The organism is Shimia isoporae (genome assembly GCF_004346865.1).
GTDB lineage: Bacteria > Pseudomonadota > Alphaproteobacteria > Rhodobacterales > Rhodobacteraceae > Shimia > Shimia isoporae.
Window position 1 is genome coordinate 1,855,004 of sequence record NZ_SMGR01000001.1, and the last position, 16,387, is coordinate 1,871,390.

The 16,387-nt window shown below is 57.2% G+C and carries 18 protein-coding genes; all 18 read left to right on the top strand.

Annotated features, from left to right (window positions below):
* Positions 1–37 precede the first annotated feature (37 nt).
* The 18 genes from pyrC to BXY66_RS09195 all read left to right on the top strand — a co-directional run bounded on the left by pyrC (position 38) and on the right by BXY66_RS09195 (position 16,352).
* Positions 38–1,081 (top strand): dihydroorotase, encoded by a 1,044-nt coding sequence (gene pyrC, locus BXY66_RS09110; protein WP_132859806.1) that lies wholly within the window; start codon positions 38–40, stop codon positions 1,079–1,081.
* Between the two features lie 27 nt (positions 1,082–1,108).
* Positions 1,109–1,789 carry an orotate phosphoribosyltransferase gene (locus tag BXY66_RS09115; protein ID WP_132859807.1) on the top strand — a complete coding sequence of 227 codons (681 nt, stop codon included), beginning with the start codon at positions 1,109–1,111 and terminating at the stop codon, positions 1,787–1,789.
* Positions 1,790–2,028: 239 nt separating this feature from the next.
* Positions 2,029–3,522 (top strand): replicative DNA helicase, encoded by a 1,494-nt coding sequence (locus BXY66_RS09120; protein ID WP_132859808.1) that lies wholly within the window; start codon positions 2,029–2,031, stop codon positions 3,520–3,522.
* 134 nt (positions 3,523–3,656) lie between these two features.
* Positions 3,657–4,694, top strand: a complete 1,038-nt coding sequence (gene alr, locus BXY66_RS09125) for an alanine racemase (protein ID WP_132859809.1) — start codon at positions 3,657–3,659, stop codon at positions 4,692–4,694.
* A complete protein-coding gene (locus BXY66_RS09130) occupies positions 4,691–5,476 on the top strand; it encodes an MlaE family ABC transporter permease (RefSeq protein ID WP_132859810.1) in 786 nt (261 codons plus the stop codon). Before alr ends, BXY66_RS09130 begins: the two co-directional genes overlap by 4 nt.
* Complete coding sequence (locus BXY66_RS09135) at positions 5,473–6,219, top strand: ABC transporter ATP-binding protein (RefSeq protein WP_132859811.1); 747 nt, start codon at positions 5,473–5,475, stop codon at positions 6,217–6,219. Before BXY66_RS09130 ends, BXY66_RS09135 begins: the two co-directional genes overlap by 4 nt.
* A 323-nt stretch (positions 6,220–6,542) precedes the next feature.
* Positions 6,543–6,932, top strand: a complete 390-nt coding sequence (locus BXY66_RS09140; RefSeq protein ID WP_132859812.1) for a hypothetical protein — start codon at positions 6,543–6,545, stop codon at positions 6,930–6,932.
* A 176-nt stretch (positions 6,933–7,108) separates the two neighbouring features.
* Entirely contained in the window at positions 7,109–7,543 is a 435-nt protein-coding gene (locus tag BXY66_RS09145; RefSeq protein ID WP_132859813.1) for a paraquat-inducible protein A, read from the top strand.
* Between the two features lie 17 nt (positions 7,544–7,560).
* Positions 7,561–8,943: a DNA repair protein RadA gene (radA, locus tag BXY66_RS09150; protein WP_132859814.1), complete on the top strand. Its 1,383-nt coding sequence runs from the start codon at positions 7,561–7,563 to the stop codon at positions 8,941–8,943.
* A gap of 30 nt (positions 8,944–8,973) precedes the next feature.
* Positions 8,974–9,528 (top strand): CvpA family protein, encoded by a 555-nt coding sequence (locus BXY66_RS09155; RefSeq protein WP_132859815.1) that lies wholly within the window; start codon positions 8,974–8,976, stop codon positions 9,526–9,528.
* 121 nt (positions 9,529–9,649) lie between these two features.
* Positions 9,650–10,912, top strand: coding sequence for a TAXI family TRAP transporter solute-binding subunit (locus BXY66_RS09160; protein ID WP_165929137.1), 1,263 nt, complete (start codon positions 9,650–9,652; stop codon positions 10,910–10,912).
* Between the two features lie 39 nt (positions 10,913–10,951).
* Complete coding sequence (locus BXY66_RS09165; RefSeq protein ID WP_132859817.1) at positions 10,952–11,221, top strand: GlsB/YeaQ/YmgE family stress response membrane protein; 270 nt, start codon at positions 10,952–10,954, stop codon at positions 11,219–11,221.
* A 385-nt stretch (positions 11,222–11,606) separates the two neighbouring features.
* The gene (gene purF, locus BXY66_RS09170; protein WP_132859818.1) at positions 11,607–13,136 is read left to right on the top strand and encodes an amidophosphoribosyltransferase; all 1,530 of its coding nucleotides are present in this window, start codon (positions 11,607–11,609) and stop codon (positions 13,134–13,136) included.
* 2 nt (positions 13,137–13,138) lie between these two features.
* Positions 13,139–13,699 carry a DUF2199 domain-containing protein gene (locus tag BXY66_RS09175; protein ID WP_132859819.1) on the top strand — a complete coding sequence of 187 codons (561 nt, stop codon included), beginning with the start codon at positions 13,139–13,141 and terminating at the stop codon, positions 13,697–13,699.
* Positions 13,700–13,833: 134 nt separating this feature from the next.
* Positions 13,834–14,091, top strand: coding sequence for a pilus assembly protein PilZ (locus BXY66_RS09180; protein ID WP_132859820.1), 258 nt, complete (start codon positions 13,834–13,836; stop codon positions 14,089–14,091).
* Positions 14,092–14,148: 57 nt separating this feature from the next.
* Positions 14,149–14,793 (top strand): SDR family NAD(P)-dependent oxidoreductase, encoded by a 645-nt coding sequence (locus tag BXY66_RS09185; RefSeq protein ID WP_132859821.1) that lies wholly within the window; start codon positions 14,149–14,151, stop codon positions 14,791–14,793.
* A 123-nt stretch (positions 14,794–14,916) separates the two neighbouring features.
* Positions 14,917–15,699 (top strand): 5'/3'-nucleotidase SurE, encoded by a 783-nt coding sequence (gene surE, locus BXY66_RS09190; protein WP_132859822.1) that lies wholly within the window; start codon positions 14,917–14,919, stop codon positions 15,697–15,699.
* Positions 15,696–16,352 (top strand): protein-L-isoaspartate(D-aspartate) O-methyltransferase, encoded by a 657-nt coding sequence (locus tag BXY66_RS09195; RefSeq protein WP_132859823.1) that lies wholly within the window; start codon positions 15,696–15,698, stop codon positions 16,350–16,352. The genes surE and BXY66_RS09195 overlap by 4 nt, the downstream gene beginning before the upstream one ends.
* Positions 16,353–16,387: the final 35 nt, after the last annotated feature.

A 16,387-nucleotide genomic window follows, 5' to 3' on the forward strand; every position in this document is an offset into this window, starting at 1 on the left:
GCTGGATTGCGCGGCCGCTTTTGTGTAAGCGGCCCCTATGACCCAAAGCCTGACGATTGCCCGCCCCGACGATTGGCACCTGCATCTGCGCGACGGCGCGATGTTGGCCGCTGTTCTGCCCGAAACCGCGCGAGACTTTGGCCGCGCGATCATCATGCCGAATCTCGTGCCACCGGTTGTCACCGGCGCGCAGGCTGCGGCCTACCGCGATCGCATTCTAACCGCTCTTCCTGACGACGCGGACTTTGTCCCATTGATGACGCTCTACCTCACCGAGGACACAGATCCAGAGGATGTTGCCGCAGCCCATGCCTCCGGTCTTGTGAAAGCCGTAAAGCTCTATCCGGCGGGTGCGACCACCAATTCCGCTTCCGGCGTTACTGACTTCGACAAAGTGCGCGGTGTCCTGGAAAAAATGGCCGAGATCGGCCTTACGCTTTGCACACATGGCGAAGTGACCGACCATGACATCGACATTTTCGACCGCGAAGCGGTGTTTATTGACCGTGTGCTTGACCCGATCCGTCGGTCAACGCCCGGCCTCCGCGTCGTTATGGAACACATCACGACAGGCAACGCTGCTGAGTATGTGAAGTCTCAGGACAATGACCTTGCTGCGACAATCACCACGCACCACCTGATTATCAACCGCAACCACATTCTGGTCGGCGGAATCAAACCGCACTACTACTGCCTGCCAGTGGCCAAGCGCGAAGAGCATCGCATCGCCCTGCGCGCTGCTGCGACCTCAGGCGACAAGCGCTTTTTCCTTGGTACCGACAGCGCGCCGCACCTGGATGGTGACAAGCTCGCCGCCTGCGGATGTGCCGGCTGTTTCACCGCCACAAACACCATGCCTCTTCTGGCACACGTGTTTGAAGAAGACGGCGCACTCGACAAACTCGAGGGGTTCGCGTCCTTGAATGGTCCGGCGTTTTACAAATTGCCCGTAAACGACACGCGACTGACTCTGGTCAAATCGGATGTCGCGACAGTGTTCCCTGAAAAAATCGTCACCGAAAACGGCCCCGTAACCGTCTTTGATCCGGGCTACCCGATCCACTGGTCCGTCGCCCGTTAACGCCCTTCTTACTCAAAGGACACGTTCATGATCCCAACCGCCTTCCCGCCGAAAGAAGAAATCGCCCGCCTGACCGCCCGTATGCTGCTGGAAATTGGCGCTGTGAATTTCAACACCGACGAGCCCTACACACTGGCCTCCGGCCTACCTTCCCCAAGCTACATTGACTGCCGCAAGCTGATCTCCTTCCCGCGCATCCGCGCGACGCTGATGGACTTCATGACCGTGACCGTGATGCGCGAAGCGGGCTTTGAGGCGTTCGACAACATCGCCGGAGGTGAAACCGCAGGCATTCCGTTCGCGGCTCTTGTGGCAGAACGCATGGCACTGCCGATGACCTATGTGCGTAAGAAACCCAAAGGCTATGGTAAAAACGCCCGCATCGAAGGCGCCATGAGTGAAGGCGAACGCGTGCTGTTGGTCGAAGATCTCACCACCGACGGCGGTTCAAAACTGTCTTTTGTCGACGCGATCCGTGAAACCGGAGCGACCTGCGGCAACACGGCCGTAATTTTCTATTACGACATCTTTCCGGAAACCGAAAAAACTCTCGGAGACCACGGCGTTGCCCTGCACTACCTTTGTACGTGGTGGGATGTGCTTGCTGAAGCAAAGGCTCAACAAGCCTTTTCTGCAGAAACACTCGCCGAAGTGGAAAACTTCCTCAACGACCCGCGGGCATGGCAGGAAGCGCGCAAGGGTTCTTGACCCGTCCAGCAAAAAATCTGCCCTGCCTAGTCCGGTACGTTTGACCGGATAGACACAAGATGTTGACGCATCCCTGCCCGCTCTGACAAAATCAGGGCGGGCAAAGTTATCCACAGGCGTTCCACACAAACATACAATTTGCCCTCGTCGCGGGCCTTGTCGTAGAACGCTCTGCATCACTTTGCAGGCAAGAACCGATTCAGATCACGGGCGCTTCAACGCCCGGCTCAGGGACAGACATGAACGAAATCGCACCGATGAATGCCGCCCCTGCCCCCGAGGCAGCCGAAGCGGACCCGATGCCTCATTCCATTGAGGCCGAACAGCAGCTTCTAGGCGCGATCCTGACCAACAACGACATCTTCGACCGCGTGGCTTCGGTCATCACATCTGAACATTTCTACGACCCGGTTCACGCGCGGATCTATGAAGTAGCCGCCGCCCGCATCGCCAAGAACAACCTTGCGTCTCCTGTCACGCTCAAAGCCTTTCTGGAGGACGACGAAGGCCTAAAGGAACTCGGTGGCCCGGCTTACCTCGCCCGACTGGCCGGTGCGGCAATCTCGGCCTTCGCTGCTCGTGACTATGCGCAGATGATCTATGATATGGCGATCCGTCGGGAGCTCATCGGCCTTGGCGACAACATCTCCACCAAGGCGCGCAAAGCCGACGTGAAGCTGGAGCCAAAAGAGCAGATCGTTGAAGCCGAACAGGCGCTTTACAAGCTGTCCGAGCAAGGTCAGACAGAACGCGGTTTTGTGTCCTTCCTGAAAGCCGTGACCGAAGCGGTCAACACCGCCAATGCTGCTTATCAGCGCGACGGCGGTCTTGCCGGCATCTCTACCGGCCTGATCGATCTCGACAAGAAACTCGGGGGCCTGCACCCGTCAGACCTTTTGATCCTTGCAGGTCGTCCTTCGATGGGCAAAACCTCTCTGGCCACCAACATCGCGTTCAACGTCGCCAAAGCCTACAAGAAGGGCACCAAACCGGACGGCACAGAAGGCGCGGTCGAAGGCGGCGTGGTCGGTTTCTATTCGCTCGAAATGAGCGCCGAACAGCTCGCAGCGCGAATTCTTTCCGAGGCGGCCGAGATTCCTTCCGAACAGATCCGCAAGGGTGACATGACGGAGGCCGAATTCCGCCGCTTCGTCGAAGCCGCGAAATCCCTTGAAGCCTGCCCCCTCTTTATCGACGACACGCCCGCGCTCCCGATCGCCCAGCTCGCCGCTCGCGCTCGCCGCCTGAAGCGGACACATGGTCTGGATGTTCTGATCATCGACTATCTTCAGCTTTGTCGCGGCACCGCCGATAACCGCGTTCAGGAAATCGCTGAAATCTCGATGGGCATGAAGGCCATCGCAAAAGAACTCAACATCCCCGTTATCGCCCTGTCACAGCTCTCGCGTACTGTCGAAAGCCGAGACGACAAACGCCCTCAGCTTTCGGACCTGCGTGAATCGGGCTCGATCGAACAGGATGCCGACGTGGTAATGTTTGTTTTCCGCGAGGAATACTACGCAGAGCGGGAGAAACCCTCCGACGACCGTCTCGACGAGATGGCCGCGTGGCAGGAACGTATGGAACGCCTGCACGGTCGTGCCGAAGTCATCCTTGGCAAACAGCGTCACGGCCCGATCGGAACCGTGGACCTCAGCTTCGAGGGTCGGTTCACACGCTTTGGCAACCTTGTCCAGCCATGGCAGAACGACGGTGAGGACGGCGAGTTCTAAAACGCCATCTTGAATGTCCTCATTTCGCTCGCCTTGCGCACCACCGGAGAAATTGCGCTGAAACTGGGTGTCGCGATAGAGAGCCCCGCCGATTTCCCTTGACCCTTTTTTCCTGAACGACAAAAAACGCTGCCATGGCTACTGCGACTTTAACGATTGACCTCGATGCGCTGATTTCGAACTGGCGCGCTCTTGATGCTCTGACCGAGGCGCAAACCGCCGCTGTGGTAAAGGCCGACGGCTACGGCCTTGGCGCTGATCGCGTCGCCCGCGCTTTGATGCGCGTCGGTGTAAATCGCTTCTTTGTTGCCGTCGCCGAGGAAGGCGCCGCCTTGCGACAAGCCGTTGGTCCAAAACCGGAAATCAACGTTTTTGGCGGCCATATGGCTGGCGACACCGACATGATTTCCGACATGATGCTTACGCCGATGCTCAACTCGGTAAACCAGATTGTCCGCCATTTCGAAGCACTGCCAAACCATCCGTTCGGTGTGCAGCTTGACACCGGTATGAACCGGTTGGGGCTTGAAGAGGCCGAATGGGCCGCCGTGGCCCAAACCGTTCTAACCCGCAGCCCGACACTGGTGATGTCTCATCTCGCGTGCGCGGACGAACCCGAACACCCGATGAACCCTCAGCAATTGGCCACGTTCAAACGCCTGACCGACGGAATTTCCGTGCCCCGAAGCCTCGCCGCGACTGGCGGCATTCTGCTCGGCAGCGGCTATCATTTCGATCTCACTCGACCAGGCGTGGGCCTTTACGGTGGCATGCCGTTTGTCGAAGCCGCACCGGTCACAGGCCTGTCGATACCGGTTGTGCAGGTGCGTGAAGTGGCTGCTGGCGAAAGCGTCGGATACTCCAACACATGGATTGCCGAACGCGACAGCCGCGTCGCGACGATTTCTGCCGGCTATGCGGATGGTCTGATCCGAGCAATGGGCTCCAACGTGTCAGTCTTTGCCGACGAAATTCGCTGCCCTGTCATTGGCCGTGTGTCCATGGACCTGATCACTGTGGACGTCACCGACGTGGAACAAGACCCCAAATCTGTCGAGCTGCTCGGCCTTCACCAGTCGGTCGATACCGTCGCAGAGGCGGCAGGAACCATCGGATATGAAATCCTGACCTCGCTTGGCGCGCGTTACTACAGGCGCTACAAGAGCGCATGACCGCGCTCCTCGCCCCCTTTTCACTGATTGGCCGACAGACACTGGCGCTCCTGTCGATGGTGGGGCGCTTTTCAATTTTCTTTGCTCAGACGCTGAGCCATATGGTGCGACCACCATTCTACGCGCGCGAGTTTTTGACTGCCATGTTCACCATCGGCTGGCTCTCGCTTCCGGTCGTGGGCATGACGGCAATTTTCACAGGCGGTGCGCTCGCGCTCCAGATTTACGACGGATCCTCCCGCTTCTCAGTTGAAAGCGTCGTTCCACAGATTGTAGCGATCGGGATGGTGCGCGAACTTGGCCCTGTGCTTGTGGGTCTGATGGTTGCCGCCCGCGTCACAAGCTCTATCGCCGCAGAAATCGCCACGATGAAAGTCACGGAGCAGATCGACGCGCTGACCACGCTCTCGACGGATCCGCTAAAATACCTCGTAGTGCCGCGATTTATCGCCGCCATTCTCGTCGTGCCCGTTCTCGTCGGCATCGGGGATATCATCGGGATCTATGGTGGCTTTGCAGTTGCCACAGAGCAGCTCGGCTTCAATCCGGCAACCTATATCCGCAACACCGCTGATTTCCTGCAGTTCAACGATATCCTGTCTTCATTGGTCAAAGGCGCGGTCTTCGGCGGTATCGCAGCCTTGATGGGGTGCTATTTTGGAATGCACTCAGGTCGCGGTGCGCAAGGCGTCGGCCAGGCAACTAAGGGCTCGGTTCAAGCTGCTGCCGTACTGATCCTGGCTGCAAACTTCCTGCTCACTTCGCTGTTTTTTGCCTCATGATCACCTTTGACAACGTTCATAAATCGTTCGGCCCCAAGAAGGTGCTGCAAGGCGTGAATCTTGAGATCGCGAAGGGCACGTCGATGGTGATCATCGGCGGCTCAGGTACTGGCAAATCCGTCCTACTGAAGTCCGTTCTTGGCCTCGTGACGCCCGAGCGCGGCACGATCCTTGTGGACGGCAAAGACGCCACGCAAGGTGACCACGACGCGTTTCTTGCGCGCTTTGGTATGCTCTTTCAGGGCGGCGCCCTGTTTGACTCAATGCCGGTCTGGCAAAATGTCGCCTTCCGCCTGCTGCGCGGCAGCCTCAAACGCCCCAAGGCCGAGGCCCGCGAAATCGCCGTAGAGAAACTCCGTCGAGTGGGTCTGACCTCGGATGTCGCCGACCTTTTCCCGTCCGAGCTTTCGGGCGGCATGCAAAAACGCGTCGGCCTCGCCCGCGCCATTGCGGCCGAGCCCGAGATCATATTCTTTGACGAACCCACAACCGGCCTTGATCCGATCATGTCCGGCGTCATCAACGATCTGATCCGCGAGATCGTGACCGAAATGGGCGCTACCGCGATGACAATCACGCATGACATGACGTCCGTGCGCGCTATTTCCGACAACGTCGCCATGCTGCACGGCGGGGTGATCCAATGGACCGGACCAGTGGCGGAAATGGACCGCTCGGGAGATCCGTATCTTGAACAGTTCATCTCCGGCAGCGCCGACGGTCCGATTGAGGCGGTGCGCTAACGCTCGTTTATTGCGCATGCCTAGTAAGCACTGTCTCAGCCGGTCAAATGCGCGGCGCATCTGCCAAGATCGAATGTTATCGTTTTAAGCCGGCTTCAAAATGCTTCTGCCTCGCCAGCCGGTTTTCTATCCTTTGATCATCTTCACCTACATCGAAAAATCGCGAGCTAACAAGAAGTCAAACGGATCGGCAGGCTCCCCGAAGTTCGAAGCCGCACGCACTTTCGGCCATCAAGGTTAAAGCAACTTGACCTTCACTCCAGTGACACAAACGGGGCGCATCCAATAAGGCTCCATGTTAGCCTCCGGAAAACGGAGAGATCATGTTCCTGCTCATAGCGTTCTTTAGCCTTTTGGGCCCGGTCATCGCGGCCCTCGCAACTTTTCTGACGGCACTGGTTCTGCTCAAAGCGCGTCCTGTGCTGGCATCCGTCATGCTGGTCTTGATCGTTGGTCTGCTCACAATCCTGCTGTTTGAATTCAGATATGATCTGGGTCTCGAATTACCGGACCTGCCGTGGATGCCTTCGGGTGCGTACTCCGAAACGATCACACTCATCGTTGCCTGCCTGCTGTTCGCCCTTCACAGCTCCAGTTGGCTGCGCTGGCCCGAAGGTCTGGGCCGGAAATGGACGACAATCACCGCCGCCGTTTTTTGGGGCTTCACGGCTTTAGCGCTCTTGGCTCTGTCGCAACTAAGCTATTCGATCTAATCGCCTTGCCACCGCACACCTCGTTAAAAACTCCCCGAAGCCAAAACAACACCGACGCAATGCCGACGTGATGCCGACGTTTTGCAGACAGCCAAAATCCTCTTAATTCCAGAAAGTTAACCTCGATCCGGCTGCAAAACTTGCGGGCGCACCCGAAACGCCATAGCTCTATGCGTATGACCAACACCCTGCGCCTCGCCAACCTCTCGCTTGTGATCCTCTTCCCCATCGCTTGGTTCGCCCCGCTAATGCGCGCAGGCGTATTGCCAATCTTTGGCCTTTCCGAAATTTCCGTCATTTCGGGCTTGCAGTCGCTCTGGAAAACTGATGTCGCCCTCGCGCTTCTCGTGACCTTCTTCGCGATCTTTGCACCTTACCTTAAGGTTATCGGAATTGCCTTGATCCAATTTGGCCTGATGCGCCGCAAGGTCCTCCCAGCATTGGAGATTCTCGGCAAGCTCGCCATGGCGGATGTCTTTCTGATCGCGCTTTATATCGTCATCGTCAAAGGCGCAGGCTACGTCAAAGTTGAAACCGGATGGGGACTTTACCTCTTCACAGCCTGCATTCTGGCGTCGCTCGCAATTAGCCATTTGACCCGCAAGCGGTAGTGGTCCAAAACGGGAACATGGCAAAAAGCAAAACCCAGTTCACTTGCACTGCCTGCGGTGCAACCTCCTCCAAATGGTCGGGCCGTTGCGAAGCTTGCGGCGAATGGAACACCATCGTCGAAGAGGCTCCTTTCGGCGCGGGCCCCGCAGGATCGTCGCTTGGTTCTGCCAAGGGCCGTACCATCGAACTCAGCGACCTCAGCACCGAAGATCGCCCGACACCTCGCACGGTTTCCGGCGTCAAGGAACTCGACAGGGTTCTCGGCGGCGGACTAGTGCCTGCCTCTGCCATATTGGTTGGCGGAGACCCTGGTATCGGCAAGTCCACCCTTCTTTTGCAGGCGGCAGCTCGCTTTGCCCGTCAAGGTGTAAAAACCATCTACGTGAGCGGCGAAGAGGCGGCGGCCCAAGTGCGTATGCGTGCCCAACGCCTCGGTCTCACACAGTCTCCGGTTATGCTCGCTGCGGAAACCAACCTGCGTGATATCCTGACAACGCTGGAAGCCGAACGACCTCAGCTGGCGATCATCGACTCGATCCAGACGATGTGGTCCGACACTGTGACGTCTGCGCCAGGTTCTGTGTCGCAGGTGCGTGCAGCCGCACATGAGTTGACCGCCTTTGCCAAACGCAAAGGTATTGCAATCATTCTTGTGGGCCATGTCACCAAGGAAGGTCAGATAGCCGGCCCGCGCGTTGTGGAACACATGGTCGACACAGTGCTGTATTTCGAGGGAGAACGCGGGCACCAATTCCGCGTGTTGCGTGCCGTCAAAAACCGCTTCGGTCCAGCGGACGAAATAGGTGTCTTCGAAATGACCGGTCGCGGTCTAGCCGAAGTCGGTAATCCATCAGCCCTCTTTCTCTCGGATCGCGGCAAACCCAGTCCTGGCAGCGTCGTTTTTGCCGGTATTGAGGGTACACGCCCAGTTCTCGTCGAGTTTCAGGCGTTGGTGGCCCCAAGTCCCAATCCGCAAGCCCGCCGCACGGTTGTCGGCTGGGACAGCGGACGTCTGGCGATGATTCTTGCCGTCCTTGAGTCGCGCTGCGGGGTTCCCTTCGCCGGTCTGGACGTTTACCTGAACGTCGCTGGCGGCATGAAAGTCTCCGAACCAGCTGCCGACCTCGCCGTGGCCGCCGCACTCGTATCTGCGCGGGAAGACGCCGCACTGCCCGCAGACACCGTAATTTTTGGCGAAATCAGCCTTTCCGGCGCGTTAAGAGCGGTCGCCCAGACCGAAAATAGGTTGAAAGAAGCCCAAAAACTTGGTTTCACAACGGCAATCGCTCCGAAAGGCGGCAAGGCACCCACAGTCGACGGCATCGCCCTGAACCGTGTTGGAGACCTCGCAAGCTTTGTGGGAGACGTATTCGGAGCAGGCGGAGACGCCAACAATTGACCGGGGGCGGTCGAAAGGGAACTGGGACTAATGGAAGGCTTCACCATCATTGACGGCGTCGTGGCCGGCGTCATCATCATTTCGGCCTTGTTGGCCTATAGCCGTGGCATCGTCCGCGAAGCGATGGCCATTGCCGGCTGGGTCGCGGCCGCGATTCTGGCCTACATGTTTGCTGCGCAAGCGCAGCCTTTGGTCAAGGAAATCCCGATCCTGAAAGACGTGATCGGTGACAACTGCGAAATGGCCCTAGGCGCGGCGTTCTTCGGTGTTTTTGCCTTGGCCCTTATCGTTGTTTCATTCTTTACGCCGGTGTTTTCCTCTATCGTGCAACGCTCTGCACTTGGCGGTGTGGATCAGGCGCTTGGCTTTTTGTTTGGCGCTGCCCGCGGCGCATTGCTCGTTGCTGTGGCGTTTTTTGTTTACGAAACCATGTTTACCTCGCAGAGCTTCGCCATGGTTGACGACAGCCGTTCAGCAGAAGTTTTCGGCCGTCTGACCGCGCAGGTTGATGACCGTGATCCAGCGGAGGCAATGGTCTGGCTCGAAGACAAACTGGGAGAGCTTAGCGCGCATTGCGCGAACTAGGCCGCTTGGTAGATAGATTCAGAAAAGCCCGCCCGACGGCGGGCTTTTTTTATTCCCGCTCTTGTCCCGCTTAGGCCGCAGGGCTAGCGTTTTCATCGGGATAGAAATGAGGACAACGTCGATGCGTTTGTGGCTAACACTGGTCGCGGCAACATTTCTTTTGGCATTGGGGTTGGTGTTTCTTTTGCTACTCCCCCCGAAAGCCCTTGTAATGGCCGCCGGACCGGAAAACGGCGCCTACGCCCGCGTGGCAGCGCTGTATAAGGAAATTCTGGCTCGAGACGGAATTGAGTTGGACATTCGCTACACGAATGGCTCCGTCGACAACAGGGATTTACTTGAGAACGGCGAGGTCGACGTTGCCCTGCTTCAAGGAGGCATTCCGATTTCCAAAGACACCGCCGAAGCAATTGGGGGATTGTTTTATGAACCCATGCTGTTTTTGGTCCGTGCTCAGACCGACGTACCGCGGAATCCTGCCCACTGGAAAGGCCTTCGCATTACCGCCGGTCAACCGGGTTCCGGTACGGCCGCAGCCTTCGCCGACTTTCAGGAAGCAGTTGAACTAACCCCGGACGACAACGAAATCTTGTCCCTTCCCTACACGGACGCTGTGAGCGCACTGCGCGAAGGCACCGTTGATGTCGCCGTATTCGTAACCACGGTTGATGCTCCTTATTTGGAACAGGCGTTTAAAGCGCCGGATCTGTCCTTCTTGCCTCTGGTCTATCTGGATGCCATCTCTCGACGGCTAGACTACACGACCATCGCCACGGTCCCCAGTGGCGCGATTTCGCTAGAGAGCGTCATCCCACCGGCGCCGCAAAAGGTCCTGGCTCTCGAAGCCCGGTTAGCTATGGTGCCCGATCTGCACCCTGCACTGATTAATCGATTGACCATGGCCGCCAAGGAACTCCACGCAAAACGCGATATCATTACTGGTCGACATTTTTTCCCGACAATCGAAGGCACCGGTATGTCGGTGAACTCGGTATCCCGACAACTCATCCAGGAAGGCCCTTCCACCTGGCATGATCTTCTGCCCTACTGGATGGCCGCGCAGGTCAATCGCTTGCTGCTTCTAACTCTGCCGATCCTACTTTTTGTAGTTCCGCTGTTCCGTGTCCTCCCCTCCCTGTATGCCTACTTTATGGGATGGCGGGTCTGGCAGCACTATCCGCTCATCCGCCAGATTGAAGATGAACTGGCGCTGCAACCCAGCCCGGAAGAGCTTGCAGAGATGGACCGGCAACTGGTTGAAATGGACGAACGTATTGCGCGTCTTGGCCTACCCGCGGCCTATCGTCAGGCTGCATATCACGCCCGAATGCACATTGATCTTGTCCGCAAGCGCATACACGACCGCCAAGTTAACGTCACCTAACGCCAACGCAGACAACGAAAGTAGCCAAAGGACCTCGCCATGGAAGCCGAAACAGCCCTCTTTTCCAGCCTCTTCTCTGCCATCGTCATAGGTGGCCTTGCGGGTTGGCTAGCCGGCAAACTGGTCCGTGGAGGCGGCTTTGGGCTCATCGGAAACGTCATTCTTGGAATCGGGGGGGCCTTTTTGGCCAATTTTGCCTTGCCACTCATTGGTCTCGGCTTTGGTTCAGGCTTCTTGGGCTCTGTGATTTCCGCAATGCTTGGTGCGGCTGTTGTCCTGATCATCATACGGCTGGTCAAACAAGTCTAGGCACCGCACGGTGCACTTCTTGTGATTTAACTAAATGCCGACAGGGTGGTTCTCACTCAACATCCCCAAGCAGATTGAGATCTGGTATTTTATTTGACCGAAAAGTCAGCTTTCAGCCTTGAATTTCAAGCTGAGCGCAACTTCGCTACGTCGTTTGTGATCCTTTCGTGACATACTGCGAACAAGCCCTTAAGACGGGCGCAGCACGACTCAGGGATTCGGAGCCAGCCACGTGGATAGCGGCGCAAAACATGCCCAGACTCTACCCGCCAACGGCGGAACCTCCACGCACAGCCCATCCCGAGCGACTAATGTTTCGCAGCCCGAAAAAACGTGCATGTCGAAACGCCAACAATATTGCCTAGTCTGACAAAGGAGCCTGCGGATGTGCGGAATTCTGGGGATCGCCAATCGCAATGATGACGTCTTTGCCGAGATTTATGACGGGCTCTTGATGCTCCAGCACCGTGGCCAGGACGCATCCGGCGTCGTGACCTACACCGGCGGCTTCTTCCGCGAACGCAAAGCCAACGGTCTGGTAAAGGACGTATTCCAGCCAACAGACGCAGAAACACTGACCGGCCGCGTCGGAATGGGACATGTCCGCTATCCTACGGCAGGCTCGCTGTCCGCCTCCGAGGCGCAGCCTTTCTTTGTGAACGCGCCTTATGGCATCTATCTTGTACACAACGGAAATATCACCAATACCGAAGCGCAACGCGAGAAGGTCACCGGCAAATACAGCCGCCACCTGCGCACCACATCGGACAGTGAAATTCTGCTAAACGTGCTAGCTGACAAGGTCGCGGATGCGATCAAGGTCAACGGTAGCAGCGATGCAATCCGAAATATTTTTGCTGGCGTGAAAATGACGATGGAACGTGTACAGGGCGCCTACTCGGTCATCTGTCTTGTTGCAGGCGTCGGAATGCTCGCATTCCGAGACCCGCACGGTATCCGCCCGCTTTCGGTCGCCAAACGTCAAGCTGACGGTGAGGGCGACGATTACGCTTTTGCATCGGAAGATGTTGCATTTGGAATCAACGGATTCGACAAACTCCGCGACGTGAAGCCCGGTGAGGCTTTGCTGGTCGATCTGGATGGAAACCTGCATGAATTCCAAGCAGTCGAGGGTCGATTGACGCCCTGCATCTTCGAATATGTCTACCTTGCGCGCCCGGACAGCGTGTTGGACGGCGTGTCCGTTTACCAATCCCAGATCCGCATGGGAAAAACGCTGGCCAAGCAGATCGAGAAAAGCGGCCTCGAAATCGATGCTGTAATCCCTGTCCCGGACAGCGCCCGCCCGGTTGCGTTGGAAGTGTCCAACATCACCGGTATTCGGTACCGAGAGGCTCTTGTTAAAAACCGTTATGTGGGCCGCACTTTTATCATGCCAGGACAGGCTGAACGTCAGAAGTCTGTCAGGCGAAAACTCAACGCTATTCCCCGCGAAATGGATGGCAAGAACATTCTCCTGATCGACGACTCTATTGTACGTGGAAACACCATCAAAAAGATCGTTCAAATGTGCCGCGAGGCTGGCGCAAAGAAAGTTTACATCGCTTCTGCATCTCCGCCCGTGGCCTATCCGAACGTATACGGCATTGATATGCCTACCAAACACGAACTGATTGCCAACGGCCTTTCTATCGAGGAAATCCGGCAGGAACTTGGAGCGGACGCCCTGTTTTATCAAAAACTCGAAGACCTCGTGTGGGCAGCCAAGGAAGGCAATCCTGATATCGAGCAGTTTGATTGTTCCTGCTTTGACGGCAACTACATTACCGGTGGCGTGACACCCGAATACCTCGCCAACCTCGAAACAAGCAGCCGTGTCAGCAAAAAGATCGAAGAGGCGCCGACGCCCGGTGCAAGCTGGAACGGCGCACGCCTCGCAGAACCCACCTCCTGACCATGTTGCTGGCACTGGATAGCCGCTGGCGTCGTTTCAACGACCCCGACTATGTCTCACAATCAGGCAAGAGCTTTACCGGTGTATTTGACATCGGATACGACGCGCCGGACATATGGCCACATGCGGTACCGCGCGAAGCCGATGCGTCCGAGGTCGAGGTTGGGGACGACAAGCTTTCAGCCGATCTCTGCCGATTAGATGGCACTCGTTTTGTGCATTGCGTCCTGCCGCTAGCCATCAAGGGTAGCGACGAGGTTTTCAACTTCGGTCCATGGGCTGCAGTCGAAGCCGAGTTGTTTTATGCATACGTCGATGTGGCAACCGGCGCATCGGAGGGATTCGTTGGCGGGATTGCATTTTTGATGAATGACCTTCCTGGCTTCGAGTCTGACGATCCTATCGCTTGCCAATTGATCCCTGGCGCGGAGGGTCAGCGCCCTCGCCTCACTGCGCTGGATGGCCCGCTTAAGTCCGCGCAAAGCAACGGAATTTCCTTTGACCAACTGCTCGACATATATGCGCATACAGGCAACGACGTCCGTCCGCACCTGAATGGTTAAGGCCTGATTCACCAACAAATTAAGCGTTTTTTCGCCAATTCATGACATTCGGTTTGGCAATCACCCAGTTGGGAGTTACCCAGCCGTGCCGCCTCCACGGATGAGCGGCGAGAACCGTCAGTAGCGAGTACCCGATGTCTAACAAAACCCCCAAACATGTGGCCGACACAGCCACGCATAAGGGCGTAATGAAACAGCGCCAGCGTTTGACGCTGATTGGCGTAATGGGCACTCCCACATCGCCACGCGCCCTTCTGATGACAACCTCCGGCAGGACGATCAAGGTCAAGCTGGGGGACAACACACCGGGCGGCAAAGTCGCGGCCATCGGCACCGACACAATTGTCCTGCAGGGTGGCGGACGCACAACCACGCTGGAAATACCGCGCTAGAAGTTCCGCGACCGCTTGTCCCTTGACCTTGTGGCCTAATTTCCGCACATGAGGCGGATGACACAGAAGATTGCCCTCATTACCGGAGCTTCACGTGGCCTTGGCGCCGCTTTCGCAGAAGCCCTTTGTCAAAAACACCATATCGTAGCCGTCGCGCGCACCACAGGCGCGCTGGAGGAGCTTGATGATCGCATTCAAGCCAAAGGCGGTACAGCCACATTGGCGCCCATGGATGTCACCAACGGTGACGCCATGGCGCAACTGTGCCGGTCCATTCATGACCGTTGGGGCAAGGTTGATCTCTGGGTGCACACAGCCATTCATGGCGCGCCGCTGACACCGACCGGCCACATCGACCCAAAGGACTGGGCGAAGTCCGTTTCGATCAACCTCGACGCCACTGGACGCCTGATCCCGTTCCTGACGCCTCTTCTCGGCGAGGAGGGCCATGCCATTTTCTTCGATGACCCTCGTGGCGGCCAAAAATTCTTCGGGTCGTACGGTGCTACAAAAGCGGCGCAGATCGCCCTGGCCCGTAGTTGGCAGGCCGAGACAGTGTCCACGGGCCCCAGGGTGACCATCCTGAACCCACAGGGAATGCCAACTGGAACCCGCGCCCGCTTCTTCCCGGGAGAGCCTCGCGAGACACTGGTTAGCGCACATGACGAAGCCAGGCGTCTGCTTGAGGAACTAGGGCTCTAAGCGCTCGCCACTTGCGCGTAATCCGCAACATGAACCTAGATTTGCCAAGGGTTTGAAGCCAATGCTTGCCCCATCTCGCAGCCTCAACTAGACAGAGGCAGGACGGCAAAAGGGCAGGCAAACATGCGCATTCTGGTGACCAATGACGACGGTATCAACGCCCCTGGACTCAAGGTTCTGGAGCAGATCGCTCATGACGTTGCAGGACCCGAAGGCGAAGTCTGGATTGTCGCCCCCGCCTTTGAACAATCCGGTGTTGGTCACTGCATCAGCTACACGCACCCGACAATGATCGCAAAGATGGGCACGCGCCGCTTTGCCGCCGAAGGAAGCCCCGCAGATTGTGTTCTTGCCGGCGTGCATGACGTGATGAAAGACACACCACCGGACCTAATTCTGTCCGGCGTGAATCGCGGCAACAATTCAGCCGAGAACGCGCTTTATTCCGGCACTTTAGGCGCGGCCATTGAAGGTGCGCTTCAAGGCATTCCTTCGATTGCAATCTCTCAATTTCTCGGTCCGGCAAACTACACAGCCGACGATCCATTCGAGGCTTCAGCAGCCTACGGTGCGGACGTGGTGCGAAAAATTCTCGACGTCGCCCCGGCCAACGACGCAGCCTATCACTTGTTTTATAATGTCAATGTCCCCCCGGTTCTGGCGGCTGATGTCAAAGGGATCCGCGTCGCAACTCAAGGTCTTCGTGAAGGCACACGGTTTTCTGTGGAACCGCACAACTCCCCGTCCGGGCGTCGCTTCCTTTGGGCCAGAGGTGGCAATCAACAGGTCGCCACCGCACCCGGTTCCGATGCGGCGCTGAACCTTGAGGGCTATATTTCAGTCACGCCTATGCGGGCCGATTTTACGGCCCATGATGTCCTGGACGCGCTGAAAGGCATCGAATGACAGATCAGGACGCTCTCGCCGAACGCAAGATGCAGTTTCTCTTTGCGCTACGCTCTAAGGGCGTGACCGATCCGGCAGTTTTGACTGCGATGGAGAAAGTCGATCGTGGCCCTTTTGTTCGCGGGCTTTTTGCTGATCGCGCTTACGAAGATACACCGCTTCCCATCGCGTGTGGTCAGACGATTTCACAGCCTTCTGTGGTCGGCCTTATGACGCAAGCACTAGAAATATCGCCGCGCGACAGCGTGCTGGAAGTCGGAACCGGCTCGGGTTATCAGGCCGCTATTCTCAGCCAACTCGCACGCCGCGTTTACACGGTAGAACGTCACCGCCGCCTCGTACGTGAATCCAAACAAATCTTCGACGCGCTTGGGTTGGTCAATGTTACGTCTTTCATTTCAGACGGCAGTTTCGGTTTGCCAGATCAAGCGCCGTTTGATCGCATCATTGTAACTGCCGCCGCCGAGGATCCTCCGGGCCCCCTCTTGGCGCAACTCAAGATCGGCGGTATCATGGTGGTGCCCGTTGGGCAATCTGACGCGGTTCAAAGCCTGATCCGCGTACGCAGAACCGAGGCCGGGTTTGACTACGACGAATTACGATCCGTGCGATTTGTGCCTCTTGTTGAAGGCATTGCGCGGGAAACTGAATAAATTTGCACGGATATCCCCTTGGCAATCTGCACCGC